The organism is Micromonospora sp. ATLC20 (assembly GCF_057196585.1).
Genome location: NZ_JBXUOV010000068.1, coordinates 13,176 through 29,565, shown reverse-complemented (window position 1 = coordinate 29,565; position 16,390 = coordinate 13,176). Strand labels below are relative to the sequence as shown.

The window sequence follows — 16,390 nt, the reverse complement described above, 5'->3', positions numbered from 1 at the left end:
CCGCGGACCACTGCCGGGGCCCGCCGGGCCGCCCTCGCCGCCGCCTCGCCCCGGCGGATCTGCTCGACCACGCCGAGCAGGCGGGGCATCGGCAGCTTCGGCGTGGCGAGCGGGTCGACCGCACGACCGATAGCGGTACGCGCCGGCGCCCGCCGGGTCTTCGGGCGCGCCAGCACCGTCGCGCCGCCGGCGTCCTCCGGCACCGGGGCGTACCCGGCGTCGCGCAACGCGGTGAGCATCCGGTTGACCTGGTACGGGGTGACCAGCACCGTCGGCGCGAGCCGGCGGAACGCCAGCGGCTCCAGTCGCCGGTCCGCCTGCACCTCGGTGAGCAGTGCCTCGTCGTCGCTGCGCACGTACGCGCCGGCCGACCCGACGCGCAGGCCACCGTGCTTGCGGGCCACGTCGTCGACCAGATAGGTCAGGCCCTGCGGCACCGGGGTACGCGAGCGGCGGCGGAACAGCGCGTGCAGGTCGTCGGCGGTGTAGCCGGCGTCGAGCGCCCGCCTGATGCTCCCCGTGGTGACCCGGTGCACGCTGGCTCCGCCCGCCGACTCGTGCTCGGCCACCACGTCGAGTTCGGCGGCGAGCGCCGGGTCGGGCGGGCCGGGCACCACCACCGTCAGGTCGGCCTGCACCAGCACGTGGTCGACCGGGGCGGGCAGCAGCCCGTCCAGCGCCCGTACCGTCGTCGAGGCGTCGCCCGACTCGGCGTCGGAGCGCAACCCGAGGGGGTCGTCGCCGCGCTCGTCGGCCTCGGTCAGCTCGGCGAGCAGCAGCCGCCCGTACGTGGTGAGCGCGCCGAGCCCGGTCACGCCCAGCGTGGCGGCCTCGGCGAGCACCTCCCGGTGCGCCGTCTCCCGGCCCCGGGCCCGCCGGGGCGCGCGCCAGTCCAGCAGTTCCAGCACCTCGTCGGTGGTCGGCGCGGTGCCGGCCGGCAGGTCGGCCAGCACCGCGAGCACCGCACGGCGGGCGGCGGGCGCACCGGCTCGTTCCGCCTCGGCGGAGAGCACTGAGATGGGCCGGTCCCGGTCGTCGCGCTGCCCGATCAGGCCGGCCTGGCGGGGCATCGACATCCAGGCGCGGGCGAGCTGCTCCCAGCGCTGGGCCAGCGACACCGCGCGCCACACCTCGTACCCGCCGGTGGGCAGGATCTGCTGGTCGCCGCCGTACCGGGTGGTGACCGCGCCGGTCAGCTCCATCTCCCCGGTCAGCCCGGCCGCGTACGCGACCTCGAACAGCAGCGCGGTGGTCGGCTCGTCCAGCCCGAGGCCACGGGCGAGCCGCCGCAGGTCGCGGACGCCGACGCCGCCGGAACGCAGGACCGGTGCGGGTTCGGCGGTCAGCGCCTCCAGCATCGCCTCGGTGTGCCGGACCACCTCCATGGTCTGCCCGGCGCCGGCCGAGTCGACGGACTTGACCTCGCGGGGCGGGCCGGACACCACCGGCGGGCTGGTGCGCAGCGGGCCGAGCGGACCGGCGTCGCGGCGCAGCACCAGCCCCACCTCGCGGGGCAGTTCGACGGTGCCGTTGCGGCCGCCGGACATCCGGACCAGCAGCCGGTGCTCGACCAGCCAGCGGATAGGTGAGCCGGTCGGCGCGCCGCCGTTCACCAGGTCGGGCGGGAGCACGTCCTCGGTGCCGGTGGCGGGGGCCTCCAGCGCGCCGGGCGCCACGGTCCCGACCGGCGGCCCGGCGGCGAGCCGATCCAGGACCGCCCGGGCGGAGGGCGGCGCGGACAGCAGCGTCCTCCGCAGCTTCGCCGGGTCCGCGCAGAGGGCCGCCGCGCGCGGGTCCAGCTCCGCCGCCGGTCGGCCCAGCCCCGCCGGGTACGGGGACACCTCGTCGATGCCGCCGGCCACGCACAGGTCGTGCTCGGGGCCGTACAGCAGGAACCGGGCCCGGAGGCGGTCGACGGCGGCGCGGACCGCTGTGGGTGCGGGCGGGTGCGGCCCGGCGGCGGCCATGGCGAGGATCTGGTCGGTGGAGGTGGCGCCCTCGGGGCCGCGGGTGAGGCGGGCGGCGTCGAGGATCTGGAGGGTGAACTGGTCCAGCCCGTCGAGCGCCCGGGCCACGGAGACCCGGGACTGGGCGCGCAGGGCGAGGGCGGACACGTCGGCCGGCACCGGCACGACGAGGTCCGGCCGCAGCTGGAGCAGGGCGGCAAGCGACTCGTCGGGGAGGGCCCGCAGGTGGTCGGCGAGTGAGGTGGTCATCGTCGTACCACGCTAGCCCGCTGGGTAGGTTCTCGGCATGCCTCCGCTGATGGTCGGCTTCGACCTCGACATGACACTGGTCGACTCCCGCCCCGGGATCGCCGCCGCGTTCCGTGCGCTCACCGCGCGCACTGGGGTGCACGTGGACGGGGAACTGGCCGTCTCCCGGCTGGGCCCGCCGCTGCGTACCGAGCTGGCGCACTGGTTCCCGCCGGAGCGCGTCGAGGAGGCGGTGACGCTCTACCGGGAGCTTTATCCGGCGTACGCGATCACCCCGACCGTGCCGATGCCGGGTGCGGAGGCCGCGCTGCGCGCGGTGCAGGCGCGCGGCGGGCGGACGATGGTGGTGACCGCGAAGATGGGCCGGCTGGCGAAGCTGCACCTGGACCACCTCGGGCTACCGGTGGACGAGCTGGCCGGGGACGTGTTCGCCGAGCAGAAGGCGGTCGCGTTGCGGGAGCACGGCGCGACGCTGTACGTGGGCGATCACGTGGCCGACATGGCCGCCGCGCGAGCCGCGGGAATCCCGGGCGTGGCAGTGGCGACCGGCCCGTGCTCGGCCGACGAACTGACCGAGGCCGGGGCGTACCTGGTGCTTGATGATCTCGTCGAATTCCCGAGGGCGCTGGACCGGATCATCGGGCTAGCCTTGGAGGGGTAGACGGTTCGAGTGGAGCGGGGTTCAACAGGTGCCGACGGGTCGAGTGAAGTGGTACGACGCCGCCAAGGGGTACGGGTTCGTCACCAGTGACGAGGGTGGCGACGTGTTCCTGCCGAAGGGCGCGCTACCGGCGGGTGTCGCCGACCTGAAGGGTGGCCAGCGGGTCGATTTCAGCGTGGTCGACAGCCGGCGGGGCGCCCAGGCGATGGGGGTCAAGCTGCTGGAGGCGCCGCCGTCCGTGGCGGAGCTGCGCCGCCGGCCGGCCGAGGAACTCCACGGCCTGGTCGAAGACATGATCAAGGTGCTGGAGGCGAAGGTCCAGCCGGACCTGCGCCGGGGTCGCTTCCCGGATCGGAAGACCGCGCAGAAGATCGCTCAGCTGGTCCACGCGGTGGCGCGCGAGCTGGAGGTCTGAGGGACGAGCCCGGCGTCGGCGGCCCGGCCCAGCAGCGCCTCCACGGCGGCGAAGCCGGCCTCTCCCAGGTCGGCGGTGAACTCGTTGACGTAGAGGCCGATGTGCCGGTCCACCACGTCGGGCTCCATCTCCTGCGCGTGCGCGAGGACGTATTCGCGGCTCGCCGCCGGGTCGGCCCACGCCTGGCGTACCGACTCGCGGATCCAGGCGGCGGCCTCGACCGGGTCGACAGCGCCCCGGCGGGCCAGGATCGCGCCGAGCGGGATCGGCAGCCCGGTGTCGCCCTCCCACCACTCGCCCAGGTCGACCAGGGCGGTCAGGCCGTGCCGCGGGTAGGTGAAGCGCGCCTCGTGGATGACCAGGCCCGCGTCGTACCGGCCGGCGGCCACGCCCGGCATGATCTCGTGGAACGGCACCACCTCGATGCGCGCCGGTGCCTGGCCGGCCGCCCAGAGGCGGAACAGCAGGTACGCGGTGGTCCGCTCGCCGGGCACCGCCACCGTCGCGCCGGACAGGTCGGTCCGGTCGCCACGGGTCAGCACCAGCGGGCCGCAGCCCCGGCCCAGCGCGCCGCCGCAGGGCAGCAGGTGGTAGTCGTCGAGCAGCCACGGCAACGCCGCGTAGCTGACCTTCACCAGGTCGAACGCACCCCGCTCGGCGGCGGTGTTGGTGACGTCGACGTCGGCGTAGGTCACCTCGACCGGCGGCGCGCCCGGCACCCGGCCGTGCACCAGTGCGTCGAAGACGAACGTGTCGTTGGGGCAGGGGGAGATCGCCAGGGAGAGCGCCACGGTCCCACCGTAACCCCGGCACCCGGGCGGCCCGTCACCCCGTCCGGTGTGACGTCCAGCCGTTCCGGTGCAGCCGCTCGATGCCGTCGAGCAGCAGGTCCAGCGCGAATTCGAACTCGAACTGGTCGTCGCAGCCCGGCCCGACCACCGAGTCGTCGTCGTGGGACGCGGCGGTGGCGATGGCCGCGAGGTGCGGGAACCGGGCGGCCGCCTCCGGCGGCAGGTCCGCCGGTGGGTCGGCGCTCGTCGCGCCCGACCGGCCCGCCTGCCGGGAGGTGTCGAACAGTTCCTGGCTGAAGCCCAGCACCCGGCTGCCCAGCGCGTGCATGACGTGGTGGGCCAGGTCGGTGGAGAACCCGCCCGCCCGGAGCGCGCCCACTGTCGAGTCGAGGTACGCCAGGACGGCCGGGGTGGGCGTGGTCCGGGACTCGATCGCCAGCGACGCCCAGGGGTGGCGGAGCAGCATCTGCCGCGCCGACAGGATGCGGCGGCGGATCGCCTGTTTCCAGTCGCCGGCCGCCGGCGGTTCGATCTCCGCGACGACGATGTCGATCATGCCGTCGAGCAGTTCGTCCTTGTTCGCGACGTGCTTGTAGAGGGCCATCGGCACGACGCCCAGGTCCTGCGCGAGGTTGCGCATGCTCAGCGACTCGATGCCGGTCCGGTCGGCGAGCACGACTGCGGTACGCAGGACGCGATCCCTGGTCAGGGGTGCCCTTCGCGCCGTCTCCACCCGCTCCGCCATGTCGTCCCCAGTCCTCCCGAAGGCCGTTGACACAGTAACCGTCTTGACTGGTGTACGGCGTACACCTAGCCTTGTCCTCATAAAGGTGTACGCCGTACACCTGGGAGGGAGTGCGGACATGAAGGCGATCGTCCAGGACCGGTACGGCCCCCCGGAGACACTCGTGCTCGCCGACGTCGAGACGCCCGCGCCCGGCCCCGGCGACGTCCTCGTCCGGGTCGAGGCCGCCGCGCTGAACGCGTACGACTGGCACGTCATGCGCGGCGACCCCCGGCTGTCGCGGCTGGCGCTCGGCCTCGGGCGGCCCCGCGCTCGCATCCGTGGCCGCGACTTCGCCGGCCGGGTCGAGGCCGTCGGCGCCCAGGTGCGGCAGGTACGCCCCGGCGACGCCGTCTTCGGCGACCTCGGCGAGGCCGACGGCGCGTTCGCCGAGTACGTCTGCGTGCCCGAGCACCTGGTCGCGCCGCGGCCGGCGAACCTGACCCCGGCGCAGGCGGCGGCCCTGCCGCTGGCTGGCGTCACCGCGCTCCAGGGCCTGCGCGACGCCGGGCAGGTCCGGCCCGGCCACCGCGTCCTGATCAACGGTGCCTCCGGCGGCGTCGGCACGCTCGCCGTCCAGCTGGCGAAGGCGCTCGGCGCGACGGTGACAGGCGTGTGCCGCACCCGCAACGTCGCGCTGGTCCGCTCGCTGGGCGCCGACCACGTGGTCGACTACACCCGCGACGACTTCACCCGCGACGGGCGCCGCCACGACGTGGTGTTCGACCTGGTCGGCAACCGCTCCCTGACCGCGTTGCGGCGGGCGCTCACGCCGGACGGGACGCTCGTGCTCTCCGGCGGAGGCGTCTACCGGGGCGGCAGCCTGCTCGGCCCGATCGGGCTGCTGGCGCGCGGACGGCTGGTCGCGCCGGTCGTCAGGCAGCGCGTCGTCGTCCTCGCCACCTCACCCGGCCGGGCGCACCTCGACGTGCTGCGCGAGCACGCCGAGGCGGGCCGGCTCACCCCTGTGGTCGACCGGACGCATCCGCTGTGCGAGGTGCCCGAGGCCGTCCGCTACCTCGAAACCGAGCACGCGCGAGCCAAGGTCGTCATCACGATCTGACCCTGGCCGTCCCCAGCCCGACGACTTCTCCACAGGGTTATCCACAGGTGGACGAGATCAGTGGAGGGCGGCCGCCGCGGCGGTGAGCGCGGCGAACGCCTCCCGCATCCGCCACGCGCTCCGGTCGCGCGGTCCGATCGGGTTGGAGACGGTACGCAGCTCGGCGAAGGGCACACCGGCCTGAGCGGCGGCGACCGCCACGCCGTACCCCTCCATGGCCTCGGCCACCGCGTCCGGGTGCCGTTCGGCGAGGGCCGCGGTGCTCGCGGCGGTGCCGGTCACCGTGCTGACGGTGAGCACAGTGCCGACGGTGGCCCCGGGCAGCGCGGCGCGCAGGCGGGCCAGCAGGACCGGGTCGGCGGGCACGATCCGGCCGCCGCCCAGCAGTTCGGGAGGCATGCCCAGGTCCTCGACCGGGATGAACCCGGCAGGTGACTCGGCGCCCAGGTCGGCGGCGACGCTGCGGTCGGCGAGCACCGTGCCGCCCACCGCGACCCGGCCGACGAAACCCCCGGCGATGCCGGCGCTGACCACCGCCCGGTACGGCCGCCCGGCCGCCTCGGCCAGCGCCAGCAGCCGTGCCGTGGCCGCCCCGGCGACGGCCGGGCCGACCCCGACCGGCAGCACCGTCACGTCCGGCGGCACAGTCCCGTCCGGCGCTGCCGGTGCGGTGAGGCCGGCACGGATCGCCTCAGCCTCGGCCGGCACGGCCGTGACCACGAGCAGACCGGTCACGCCACCGGCCCCCGGGGATCGCGCCGCTCGGTGTCCTCGACGCCGCCCGGCCCGCCCACCGAGGAGGACGGCCGGTAGATGTGGAAGCCGGGCGGGGCCAGCCCGTCGTCGTCCGGCGGCGGGCCGGAGCGCTGGGGCGCCGGCGACGTGGGCGCCGGGTCGTCGAACGAGGTGGTGGCCGGTTTCTCGTCGCGGGTCGCCTGCTCCGCCGCCAGTTCCTCGTCGCCGAGCGGCCGGCCGGCCAGGTGCTCGCCGCGCAGCTTGCCGGCGACGAGCACGCCGCGTACGGCCACCAGCGCGGCCACCGCGGCGGCGACGGTCACCCCGATCAGGCCGGTGAACGGCACCAGCCCGAGCCCGCCCCCGGCCACGAACGCGAGCATCAGCGCGGTCTCCGAGTGCGCGAACGAGCTGGCGCGCAGCCGCTCCGGGATGCGTTCCTGGATCGACGCGTCCACCGCCAGCTTGGCGATCCCGCTCATCATCGCCGCCACCAGGCAGAGCAGCGCCACCATCGGCAGCGAGAACTTCAGCGCGGCGAGCACCGCCACACCGGCCACCACGATCGTGCCGCTGGACTGGAGCGCTGTCGGCCGGTGGATGCGCAGACGGGTGCCGAGCGCGGTGGCCAGGAACGTGCCGACCGCCAGCGCGCCGCCGACCAGGCCCAGCGCGCCCTGGGCGCCGAGGTCGCGGCCGAAGAAGTCGGTGGTCAGGTCACCGGCCTTGATCGCGAAGGCCAGGAACAGCAGCAGGAAGCCGTAGAGCCCGCGTAGCGCCGCCGCGCCGATCAGCGTGGCGATCACCAGCCGGCCACTGGGGCGACCCCGGCCCAGCGGGCGCTCGCCGTCGCGGCGGCGCAGCGCGCGCAACGGGTGCGGCATCCGCTCCGGCGGCTCGGAGTCGGCCTTCGGCGGCAGCCGGAGCGAGATCACCATGCCGATCAGGAAGATCACCGAGGCGACCCGCAGCGGCCACTGCGGCCCGAACCAGAACGCGGCCAGCCCGATCGGCGCGACGAGCGCGCCGGCCACCGTGCCGTAGACGCTCGCGCGCGCCCCGACCTGGGACAGCCCCAGCCCTTCGGGGAGCAGCCGGGGGACAGCCGCCGAGCGGGCCACGCCGTACGCCCGGGAGAGCGCGAGAACGCCGAACGCCGCCGGATAGAGCCCGAAGCTGCCGATGTAGTCGGAGATCAACCAGGCCAGGAACGCCCGGCCGAGCATGGTGGTGGCCAGCGCGTACCGCCGGCCGTGGCGGAAGTGGTCGAGCAGCGGGCCGACCACCGGGGCGAGCATGGCGAACGGGACCATGGTGACCAGCAGGTAGAGGGCCACCTTGTTGCGCGCCTCGCCCAGCGGCACGTCGAAGAAGATCGTCCCGGCCAGGCCGATCGCGATGAGCGTGTCACCGGCGCAGGAGAGCGCGTGCAGGTCGAACAGGCGGACCATGCCCACCTCGTTGCCGGCACTGCGGGCCCGGGCGGTGCCGGCCCGCCGGGTCATCCAGCGCCCGCCGTGCATCGAGCCCCGCAGCAGCAGCCGGGTGGCGCGGATGCCGGTGCCGACGGTCCGCCCGAGGAAGGAGCGGCCGGAGCGGGAGGACAGCGCCATGCGTCCCATCCTCGCCCATCCTTTCCACGTGCGCCGCATCACCCGGAGAGAATGACTCCGGGGAGTGCCTGTCGCCCGTGGACGGGCATGGGGAACAATGGTCCGGTGACCAGGCCCGCCTCCGCCCGCGCTCCCCGGCTCGACCAGGTCTGCGCCGCCGCCGTCGAGGTGGCCCGCGACGCGATCACCGAGGTGGAGCCCACCGACATCGGCGATCATCTCCAGGCGGTCGCCGAGGGCGATCGGGTCGTCACCCACTACTTCGAATGCCGGATGGCCGGTTACCGCGGCTGGCGCTGGGCCGTCACGGTGACCCGGGTGCCGCGCAGCCGGCACGTCACCATCTGCGAGACGGTGCTGCTGCCCGGCCCGGACGCGCTGCTCGCACCGGGCTGGCTGCCGTGGCAGGAGCGGCTCAAGCCGGGCGACCTGGGCCCCGGCGACCTGCTGCCCACCCCTGCCGACGACGAGCGGCTCGCCCCCGGCTACCTGCTCTCCGACGACCCGGCAGTGGAGGAGACCGCCTGGGAGCTGGGCCTGGGCCGGCCCCGGGTGCTGTCCCGGGAGGGCCGCGCCGAGGCCGCCCAGCGCTGGTACGACGGCGACCACGGCCCGGACGCCGCGATCTCGGTCGCTGCGCCGGCCGCCGCCCGCTGCGGCACCTGCGGTTTCTACCTGCCGCTCGCCGGTTCGCTGCGCCTGGCCTTCGGCGCCTGCGGCAACTTCTTCGCCCCGGACGACGGCCGGGTGGTGAGCGCCGACCACGGGTGCGGCGCGCACTCGGAGACGCTGGTCGAGGCGGCCGAGACGCCCGTCGACGAGCTGCCGACCGTCTACGACGACAGCGCGGTCGAGGCCATGACCGTCAGCCGGGCCCCGGGCTCGGTGGAGTCGGCCGAGCCGGCGGAGCCGTACGGCCACCCCTGACGGGTCAGCGCTGTCGCTGCGCGGCGGCAGCGCGTCGGCGACGCCGGTTGGCGTCGTGCCGCATCATCACCGCCAAGCCGGGAAAGCCCCACAGAAAACCGGCCAGGCAGGTCCAGAGCCAGTTCTGACGCCCGGACTCGGTGAGCCAGTCCCGGAAGAAGATCAGTAGCACCAGGCCGGCCACCGCCCAGGCGATCAGCCCGGCGACGGCGAACGGCACCATCGGCGGGTCGAGCGGCTCCGGCCGCGGCTGTTGCTCCTGTGACACCGGCCCAGCCTACGTGATCGTTCTTCCCTGCCCGCCAGGTGATCTGGGACGATGCGCGCGACAAAACCCGGCCGATGACCAGATGAGGAACCATGTCCATTGCCCCGCCGCCGGATCACGGCACTCCGCCCGATCCCGCACATCCACGTAACGCCTTCGACCGCTACTTCCTGATCTCGGCACGCGGGTCCACGCTGAGCCGGGAGCTGCGAGGCGGCTTCGCCACGTTCTTCACGATGGCGTACATCGTGGTGTTGAACCCGCTGATCCTGGGCAGCGGGAAGGACGGCGACGGCCGTTCGCTTGCGATTCCGGCGCTCGCCGCGGCGACCGCCCTGGTCGCCGGCCTGATGACCATCCTGATGGGCGTGGTGGCCCGGTTCCCGATCGCGCTCGCGGCCGGCCTGGGTGTGAACGCGCTCGTCGCGTACGAGATCGCGCCCCAGATGACCTGGGCGGACGCGATGGGCCTTGTGGTCATCGAGGGTGTGCTGATCGGCATCCTGGTGCTCACCGGCCTGCGTACCGCGGTGTTCCGCTCGGTGCCGACGCAGCTCAAGACCGCGATCGGCGTCGGCATCGGTCTGTTCCTGACCATCATCGGCCTGGTCGACGCCGGCTTCGTCCGGCGGGTGCCGGACGCCGCGAACTCCACCGTGCCGGTCGGCCTGGGCATCAACGGCAAGATCGTCAGCTGGCCGATGCTCGTCTTCGTGGTCGGCCTGCTGATCACGCTGGTCCTGGTGGTACGCCGGGTCCGGGGCGCGATCCTGATCGGCATCCTGGCCTCCACCGTGCTGGCCATCGTGGTCGAGGCGATCGCCAACATCGGCCCGTCCTTCGTCGACGGCAAGCCGAACCCGAAGGGCTGGGCGCTGAACGTGCCCGAACTGCCCAAGCAGATCGTGGACCTGCCTGACCTGTCGTTGCTGGGCCAGTTCAACGTGCTGAACTCGTGGAGCCGGGTCGGCTGGCTGGTGCCGCTGATGTTCATCTTCACGCTGCTCATCACGGACTTCTTCGACACCATGGGCACGATGGTCGCGATCGGCCAGGAAGGGGACATGCTCGACGAGACGGGCACCCCGCCGAAGGCCAAGGAGATCCTGCTCGTCGACTCGATCGCCGCCGCCGCGGGTGGTGCCGCCTCGGTGTCCAGCAACACGTCGTACATCGAGAGCGCCGCAGGCGTCGCGGAGGGTGCCCGGACCGGCGTGGCCAACCTGGTCACCGGTGCGTTGTTCCTGCTTGCCATGTTCCTGGCGCCGCTGTCGCTGATCGTGCCGTTCGAGGCCGCGTCGACGGCGCTGGTGGTGGTCGGTTTCCTGATGATGACGGCGGTCCGCACGATCGACTGGACCGACTACGAGATCGCCATCCCGGCGTTCCTCACCATCGCGCTGATGCCGTTCACCTATTCGATCTCGAACGGCATCGGGGCCGGCGTGATCAGCTTCGTGCTGCTGAAGGTGGCGAAGGGTAAGGCTCGGGAGGTCCACCCGCTCCTGTACGGCGTCGCCGTGCTGTTCATCGTGTACTTCCTGCGCGGGCCGGTCGAGTCCGTGTTGCTCTGACGCTGGTGAGCCTGGTCATAACGCATGTCGTTAGCCAGGCTCATTAGTTAAGCTAACTAGTGTGACGGAGCGGACGGTGACGGCGAAACGCGTGCCACCGGCGCAGCTGGCTCCTCAGCTGCGAGATGCGATCACCCGGCTCAACCGGCGGGTCCGACAGGCCCGGCCGGTCGGCGACCTCACGGTCACCCAGCTGTCGGCGCTCACCAGCCTCAATCTGGCGGGCGCCCTCACGCCACGGGAACTCGCTGATGTCGAACGGGTGCAGCCGCCCACGATGACGAAGATCGTCGCGAAGTTGGAGGAGCGCGGCCTCGTGCAGCGCACCCCCCATCCGACCGACGGACGGCAGGTCATCCTGGCGGCGACCGAAGGGGGAAGGGCCGTACTCGACCAGTTCGAGCGGGCCCGCAACGAGTGGCTGGCCACCCGGCTGGCCGCGCTGACCGAGGACGAACGCGAGACGCTACGGCGTGCAGCGGACATCCTCCAGGGCATCGCTCGCGCCTGACACCGCCGCCCGCGGTTCGCTTCGTCAGCTGTGGATGAAGCGTACCGACGCAAGGAGGCGCACCTAGAGTGCAGGCCAAGCTGAGCACGATGTTCCAGTCCCTACGAGTCCGCAACTATCGACTCTTCGCCACCGGGCAGCTGATCAAACTGATCGGCGTCTGGATGATGTTCATCGCCCAGGACTGGCTCGTCCTCGAGCTCAGCGACAACTCCGCGACCGCGCTCGGCGTGGTCACCGCGTTGCAGTTCACCCCCGTACTCCTGCTCACGCTGCTGTCCGGCCGGCTCGCCGACCGCTACGACAAGCGGATGCTGCTCTTCGTCGCCAACGCGTTCTGGACCGTGCTCGCGCTGGCCATGAGCATCCTGGTCCTCACCGGCCTGGTGCAGCTCTGGCACGTCTTCACGTTCGCCGCCCTGCTCGGCGTCTCCAACGCGGTCGAGACGCCGGTCCGCCAGGCGTTCGTCTCCGAGCTGGTCGGCATGCCGCTGCTGCCGAACGCGCTCTCGCTCAACGCAGCAGTGTTCAACTCCGCCCGGATCGTCGGCCCCGCCGTCGCCGGCCTGGCCATCGCCGTCGTCGACGTCGGCCCGGTCTTCCTGGTCACCGCGCTCAGCTCGATCGCCCCGCTGGTGAACGTGGTCCGGATGCGTACCGACGAGCTGCACCGCAAGGACCTGCCGCCGGTCGGTGAGCGCGACCAGGCCCGGGTGGTCGACGGCCTCCGGTACGTGGCACGCCGCCCCGACATCCTGCTGCCGATGGTCCTCATGTCGGTGATCGGGATGAGCCTGTTCAACTTCCAGCTCACCCTCGCCGCGCTCGCGAAGACCGTGTTCAACACCGGCGCCGCCTCGTTCGGCCTGTTCAGCACCGCCCTCGCGGCCGGCGCGCTGGTCGGGGCGCTGGCCGGCACCGGACGGCGCAGCCGGCCCTCGGTCTGGCTCGTGCTCGGTGCCGCGATCGGCTGCGCGGTCTTCGGCACGCTCGTCGGGCTCGCCCCGGCGTACTGGCTGGTCGTGACGCTGCTACTGCCCGCCGGGTTCTTCATGATCTACTTCGCCCAGGCCGCCAACCAGCGCGTGCAGCTCGGCGTTGACGCCTCCTTCCGGGGACGGGTGATGGCGCTGTGGGTGCTGGTGTTCCTGGGCACCAACCCGGTCGGCGCGCCGCTGATCGGCTGGGTCGCCGAGAAGTACGGCGCGGGCGCGAGCATCTGGGCCGGCGGCCTGATCTCGCTCACCGCCGCGCTGCTGGCGCTCACCTGGCAGCTGCGCCGCTCCGGCGCCCGGCTGCGCATGCGGGTGCTGCCGATGCCCCGCTTCTACGTGGTGTCGCCCGGGGCGAAGTAGCCCTCGATAGCCGGTCGTACCGGCCCGATTACCCAAACGGGTGGCGGGCCGGTGCGGCAGGGCTTAGCGTCGATGTGTGGAAGTGGGGCAGGGACTGCTGCTGGCGCTGGCGATCCTCGCCGTCTGCTGCTTGCCCGCGCTGTTCGCGCTGCTGTTCTGCGCTGACGAGATCATCGACCGGGTCGCGTGCGGGTGGGCCGAGTGGCGGGAGCAGCGGCGGGAACGCCGTACCATCGCGCGGCTCGACCGGGCCATCGAGGCCGAGGCGCTGACCCGCGACATCGACCTCACCGAGTTCGACAAGGACGGCCGCCGTCCGCTGGAACAACTCGCCACCGACCTGCGCCGGCTCGGCGGCCACCGGCTCGCCGCCGCCGACCGCAGCGTGGTGTGGCACGGCGCGGTCATCGAGGCGTACGACGAACGGCTGCGCGCCGCCTGCCACGCGCTCGGCATCGCCGAACACCTGACCGAGCTGGACGGCGTCGACCGGGAGATCGAACGGGTACGCGTCGAAGGGTTGCTGCACGCCGCCGGGCTGACCCTGCCGGCCGCCCGCGCCGCGCACCACCAGCGACACCGCTGACCGGGTGCGTCTCTTCGCGGCGATCTACCCGCCTGCCGTGGCGGTCGCCGACCTGACCGCCCGGATGAAGGGCCTGCGGGTCGCGTCCGCTCGCCACGCCCGCCTGGCCGACCCGGCGAACCTGCACCTCACGCTCGCCTTCCTCGGCGAAGTGCCGGACGACCGGCTGGCCGATGTGAAGCACGCGCTCGCCTGGGCCGCCCGGACGGTTCGCTGCCCACTGCTGCGCCTTTCCGGTGGCGGCTGCTTCGGTGCGGGCCGGTCCACTGTGCTCTGGGTCGACGTGCGCGGCGAGGTGGAGGTGCTCGACGCGCTCGCCCGGTCGATCCGCGGCGGGCTGCGCGAGGCCGGGCTGCCGTGCGACGACAAGCCGTTCCGGGCGCACCTGACCATCGCCCGCCCCGGCGATCGGGTGCCCGAGTCCGACCTCCGCGCCGACCTGGCGACCCTGGCCGACTACACCGGCCCGGAGTGGCCCGCCGACCGCCTGACCCTGGTCCACAGCCACCCCGGCCCGCCCACCCGCCACACCCGAGTCACCACCTGGCCCCTCTAGCGCCGCCCTCGCCCCCTCTCCCGCGATCTTGCACTTTGTGCCCGGGAAAAACACCCGAACCGCCCCGAGTTGAGGCACAAACTGCAAGATCAACAGGGCGGGGGAGGGGAGAGGGCGGGGCGGGGGTTACCAGGCCCAGGCCTCGGGGCCGGGGCCGCCGTTGCCCACCGGCGGGAACAGCTCGTCGAGGCGGGTCAGCGTCGACTCGTCCAGCTGGACGTCGAGGGCGCCGAGGTTGCGGTCGAGCTGGTCCATCGTGCGCGGGCCGACGATCGGGGCGGTCACGCCCGGCCGGGACAGCAGCCACGCCAGCGCCACATCCGCCGGGTCGTGGCCGAGGTCGGCGCAGAGCTTCTCGTACGCCTCGATGGTGTTCCGGTGCTCGGCCAGCGCGTCGGCCGAGCGGCCGCTGGTGCCGCGCGCCGCGCTGCCCTCGGCCATCTTGCGGATGATGCCGGAGAGCAGCCCGCCGTGCAGCGGCGACCAGGGGATGATGCCCAGCCCGTAGTGCTGCGCGGCCGGCACGACCTCCAGTTCGACGTGGCGGGTCAGCAGGTTGTAGATGCACTGCTCGGAGACGAGCCCGAGGAAGTTGCGCCTGCCGGCCGCGGCCTGCGCCTGCGCGATGTGCCAGCCGGCGAAGTTGGACGAGCCGACGTAGATCACCTTGCCCTGGGCGACGAGCGTCTCCATCGCCTGCCAGATCTCCTCCCACGGCGTGGTCCGGGAGATGTGGTGCATCTGGTAGAGGTCGATCGTGTCGGTCTGGAGCCGGCGCAGCGAGTCCTCGCAGGCCCGGATGATGTGCCGGGCGCTCAGGCCCTGCTCGTTGGGCCACTCGCCCATCTTGCCGTACACCTTGGTGGCGAGGACGACCTTGTCGCGCCGCCCGCCGCCCTGCGCGAACCAGCGGCCGACGATCTGCTCGGTGACGCCCTCACCGAGCTTCCAGCCGTAGACGTTTGCGGTGTCGAAGAAGTTGATCCCGTGTTCGAGCGCCCGGTCCATGATGGCGAAACTGTCCGGCTCGTCGGTCTGCGGGCCGAAGTTCATCGTGCCGAGGCAGAGTCGGCTCACGGACAGGCCGGTGCGTCCCAGGTTCGTGTACTCCATGACTCCACCCTGGCACGCCGGCACTTAGAGTGCCCTCTCAACGAGCCAGGGTGGAGTGTGGATCAGGAGGATTCGCGGGCCGCCGGGCCGGTGCCGAACAGCACGTCGTCCCAGCTCGGCAGCCGCTTACGCGGCTTGCCACCGGCCTCGCTGGACTCGGCGGCCGCACCGCCGGTCGCCGCCGCGGGGCCGGTGCGGCGGGGCCGCAGCACGGCCAGCGAGGGTACGGCCGGGATCTCCTTCGGCGCGTCCGAGTCGTCGTCGAAGGCCGAACCCTGCCCACCACCGAGCAGCGCGGCGGCACCACCGGCGACGGCCCGCTGACGGGGCGCCTCCTGCCCGGCCAGCGCGGCCGGGGAGCGGGTGTCGAGACCACGCCCGGACGTGCCGCCGAGCGGACGGTCCAGCGAGGCGAGCAGCGCGTCCCGGCCGGCGCGGATCGGGTCACGCCCCGGACGGGCGTGCTCGGAGGCGGCCGGCAGGCCGTGTCCACCCCGGCTCGGCTCGCCGCGCGACGGACCGGGCAGCGCGTGACCGCCCCGCTCCGGCGCCGGCTCCTGGCCGAGGATCGGCGTGGGCCGCTCGGCGCACAGGTATTGCGCCATGTCGTCGTGCGGGGCGACGTTCTGCCGGGTCTTGTCCAGATCCCACACCGCCTGCGCGGTGGCCTTGCCGGACGGCCAGGTCGCGATGATCCGCCAGGTGCCGTCGTCGCGGCGGTAGGCGTCCCACGAGATCTTCTCGGTGTCGATGCCGTGCTGGGCCAGCCGGCCGTTGACGACCTCGGCCAGCGGGGTCGGCTTCTCCGCGCCCTTGAGCCGGGTGCGGCGGGCGTGCTGGGCGAGCATGGCCCGCTCCTGGAGCACCGGACCGGCGTAGCGCAGCACCCGGTCGACGGGCACACCGGCGATGCGGGCGACGTCCTCCGCGGACTCGCCGGACCGGATCCGGGCCTGGATGTCCCGTGGGGACAGCGACGGCGTCGGGTCGGTGGCGCTCGGCACCACCGCGAGCGGTGGGGCGCCCGGCTCGGCGTGCAGCGCCGACGCGATCCGCTCGTCGATGGGCAGCGCCAGCAGGCGCCCCACCTCGTCGGCGAGCACCAGGGCCTGGCCGTCCTCGGAGAGGGCGACGAAGCGTACTGGGCGCATGGGCTTGCCTCCGTCCCGCTTCGCTGGCCGTCACGCCACGGGAGCCGGCCACCCGGGCGTCTCGCACCACC

Annotated in this window: 17 protein-coding genes; 9 read left to right on the top strand and 8 right to left on the bottom strand. The window is 73.4% G+C overall.

The window, feature by feature from the left end; all coding sequences use genetic code 11:
- The coding region (locus tag AC2CHG_RS16365; RefSeq protein WP_484525051.1) for a helicase-associated domain-containing protein at positions 1-2,216 on the bottom strand (2,216 nt) is incomplete at its 3' end.
- A gap of 37 nt (positions 2,217-2,253) precedes the next feature.
- Between AC2CHG_RS16365 and AC2CHG_RS16360 the strand changes: the two genes are divergently transcribed.
- Both AC2CHG_RS16360 and AC2CHG_RS16355 read left to right on the top strand, forming a co-directional pair.
- Positions 2,254-2,877, top strand: a complete 624-nt coding sequence (locus tag AC2CHG_RS16360) for an HAD family hydrolase (protein ID WP_262015387.1) — start codon at positions 2,254-2,256, stop codon at positions 2,875-2,877.
- A gap of 28 nt (positions 2,878-2,905) precedes the next feature.
- Entirely contained in the window at positions 2,906-3,292 is a 387-nt protein-coding gene (locus AC2CHG_RS16355; protein WP_026267952.1) for a cold-shock protein, read from the top strand.
- Here the strand turns inward: AC2CHG_RS16355 and AC2CHG_RS16350 are convergent.
- Positions 3,253-4,083 carry a 1,4-dihydroxy-6-naphtoate synthase gene (locus AC2CHG_RS16350; RefSeq protein ID WP_262015388.1) on the bottom strand — a complete coding sequence of 277 codons (831 nt, stop codon included), beginning with the start codon at positions 4,081-4,083 and terminating at the stop codon, positions 3,253-3,255. The two genes, AC2CHG_RS16355 and AC2CHG_RS16350, sit on opposite strands and share 40 nt — an antisense overlap.
- 34 nt (positions 4,084-4,117) lie before the next feature.
- Positions 4,118-4,828: a TetR/AcrR family transcriptional regulator gene (locus AC2CHG_RS16345; RefSeq protein WP_262015389.1), complete on the bottom strand. Its 711-nt coding sequence runs from the start codon at positions 4,826-4,828 to the stop codon at positions 4,118-4,120.
- 118 nt (positions 4,829-4,946) lie between these two features.
- Here AC2CHG_RS16345 and AC2CHG_RS16340 point away from each other — a divergent pair, with 118 nt between their 5' ends.
- On the top strand, positions 4,947-5,930 hold the full coding sequence (locus tag AC2CHG_RS16340) for an NAD(P)-dependent alcohol dehydrogenase (RefSeq protein ID WP_484525050.1): 984 nt from the start codon (positions 4,947-4,949) through the stop codon (positions 5,928-5,930).
- 57 nt (positions 5,931-5,987) lie between these two features.
- On the opposite strand, the gene AC2CHG_RS16335 is transcribed toward AC2CHG_RS16340, so the two are convergent.
- Both AC2CHG_RS16335 and AC2CHG_RS16330 read right to left on the bottom strand, forming a co-directional pair.
- Positions 5,988-6,665, bottom strand: coding sequence for a futalosine hydrolase (locus AC2CHG_RS16335; protein ID WP_484525049.1), 678 nt, complete (start codon positions 6,663-6,665; stop codon positions 5,988-5,990).
- Positions 6,662-8,278 (bottom strand): MFS transporter, encoded by a 1,617-nt coding sequence (locus AC2CHG_RS16330; protein WP_194798893.1) that lies wholly within the window; start codon positions 8,276-8,278, stop codon positions 6,662-6,664. Before AC2CHG_RS16330 ends, AC2CHG_RS16335 begins: the two co-directional genes overlap by 4 nt.
- Before the next feature lie 87 nt (positions 8,279-8,365).
- Between AC2CHG_RS16330 and AC2CHG_RS16325 the strand changes: the two genes are divergently transcribed.
- Positions 8,366-9,205 carry a DUF3027 domain-containing protein gene (locus tag AC2CHG_RS16325; RefSeq protein WP_135242967.1) on the top strand — a complete coding sequence of 280 codons (840 nt, stop codon included), beginning with the start codon at positions 8,366-8,368 and terminating at the stop codon, positions 9,203-9,205.
- A gap of 4 nt (positions 9,206-9,209) precedes the next feature.
- Here AC2CHG_RS16325 and AC2CHG_RS16320 read toward each other — a convergent pair whose 3' ends face one another.
- Positions 9,210-9,473, bottom strand: a complete 264-nt coding sequence (locus AC2CHG_RS16320) for a DUF2530 domain-containing protein (RefSeq protein WP_135242968.1) — start codon at positions 9,471-9,473, stop codon at positions 9,210-9,212.
- 92 nt (positions 9,474-9,565) lie between these two features.
- Between AC2CHG_RS16320 and AC2CHG_RS16315 the strand changes: the two genes are divergently transcribed.
- The 5 genes from AC2CHG_RS16315 to thpR all read left to right on the top strand — a co-directional run bounded on the left by AC2CHG_RS16315 (position 9,566) and on the right by thpR (position 14,055).
- Positions 9,566-11,047, top strand: coding sequence for an NCS2 family permease (locus AC2CHG_RS16315; protein WP_355512420.1), 1,482 nt, complete (start codon positions 9,566-9,568; stop codon positions 11,045-11,047).
- 61 nt (positions 11,048-11,108) lie between these two features.
- The gene (locus AC2CHG_RS16310; RefSeq protein WP_030274920.1) at positions 11,109-11,558 is read left to right on the top strand and encodes a MarR family winged helix-turn-helix transcriptional regulator; all 450 of its coding nucleotides are present in this window, start codon (positions 11,109-11,111) and stop codon (positions 11,556-11,558) included.
- A gap of 68 nt (positions 11,559-11,626) precedes the next feature.
- Positions 11,627-12,913 carry an MFS transporter gene (locus tag AC2CHG_RS16305; protein WP_366618325.1) on the top strand — a complete coding sequence of 429 codons (1,287 nt, stop codon included), beginning with the start codon at positions 11,627-11,629 and terminating at the stop codon, positions 12,911-12,913.
- Between the two features lie 76 nt (positions 12,914-12,989).
- Positions 12,990-13,499 (top strand): hypothetical protein, encoded by a 510-nt coding sequence (locus tag AC2CHG_RS16300; protein ID WP_484525048.1) that lies wholly within the window; start codon positions 12,990-12,992, stop codon positions 13,497-13,499.
- Between the two features lie 4 nt (positions 13,500-13,503).
- Complete coding sequence (gene thpR / locus AC2CHG_RS16295) at positions 13,504-14,055, top strand: RNA 2',3'-cyclic phosphodiesterase (RefSeq protein ID WP_484525047.1); 552 nt, start codon at positions 13,504-13,506, stop codon at positions 14,053-14,055.
- A gap of 126 nt (positions 14,056-14,181) precedes the next feature.
- Here thpR and AC2CHG_RS16290 read toward each other — a convergent pair whose 3' ends face one another.
- Positions 14,182-15,168 carry an aldo/keto reductase gene (locus AC2CHG_RS16290; RefSeq protein ID WP_366618319.1) on the bottom strand — a complete coding sequence of 329 codons (987 nt, stop codon included), beginning with the start codon at positions 15,166-15,168 and terminating at the stop codon, positions 14,182-14,184.
- Positions 15,169-15,230: 62 nt separating this feature from the next.
- Positions 15,231-16,319, bottom strand: a complete 1,089-nt coding sequence (sepH, locus tag AC2CHG_RS16285; protein WP_484525046.1) for a septation protein SepH — start codon at positions 16,317-16,319, stop codon at positions 15,231-15,233.
- Positions 16,320-16,390: the final 71 nt, after the last annotated feature.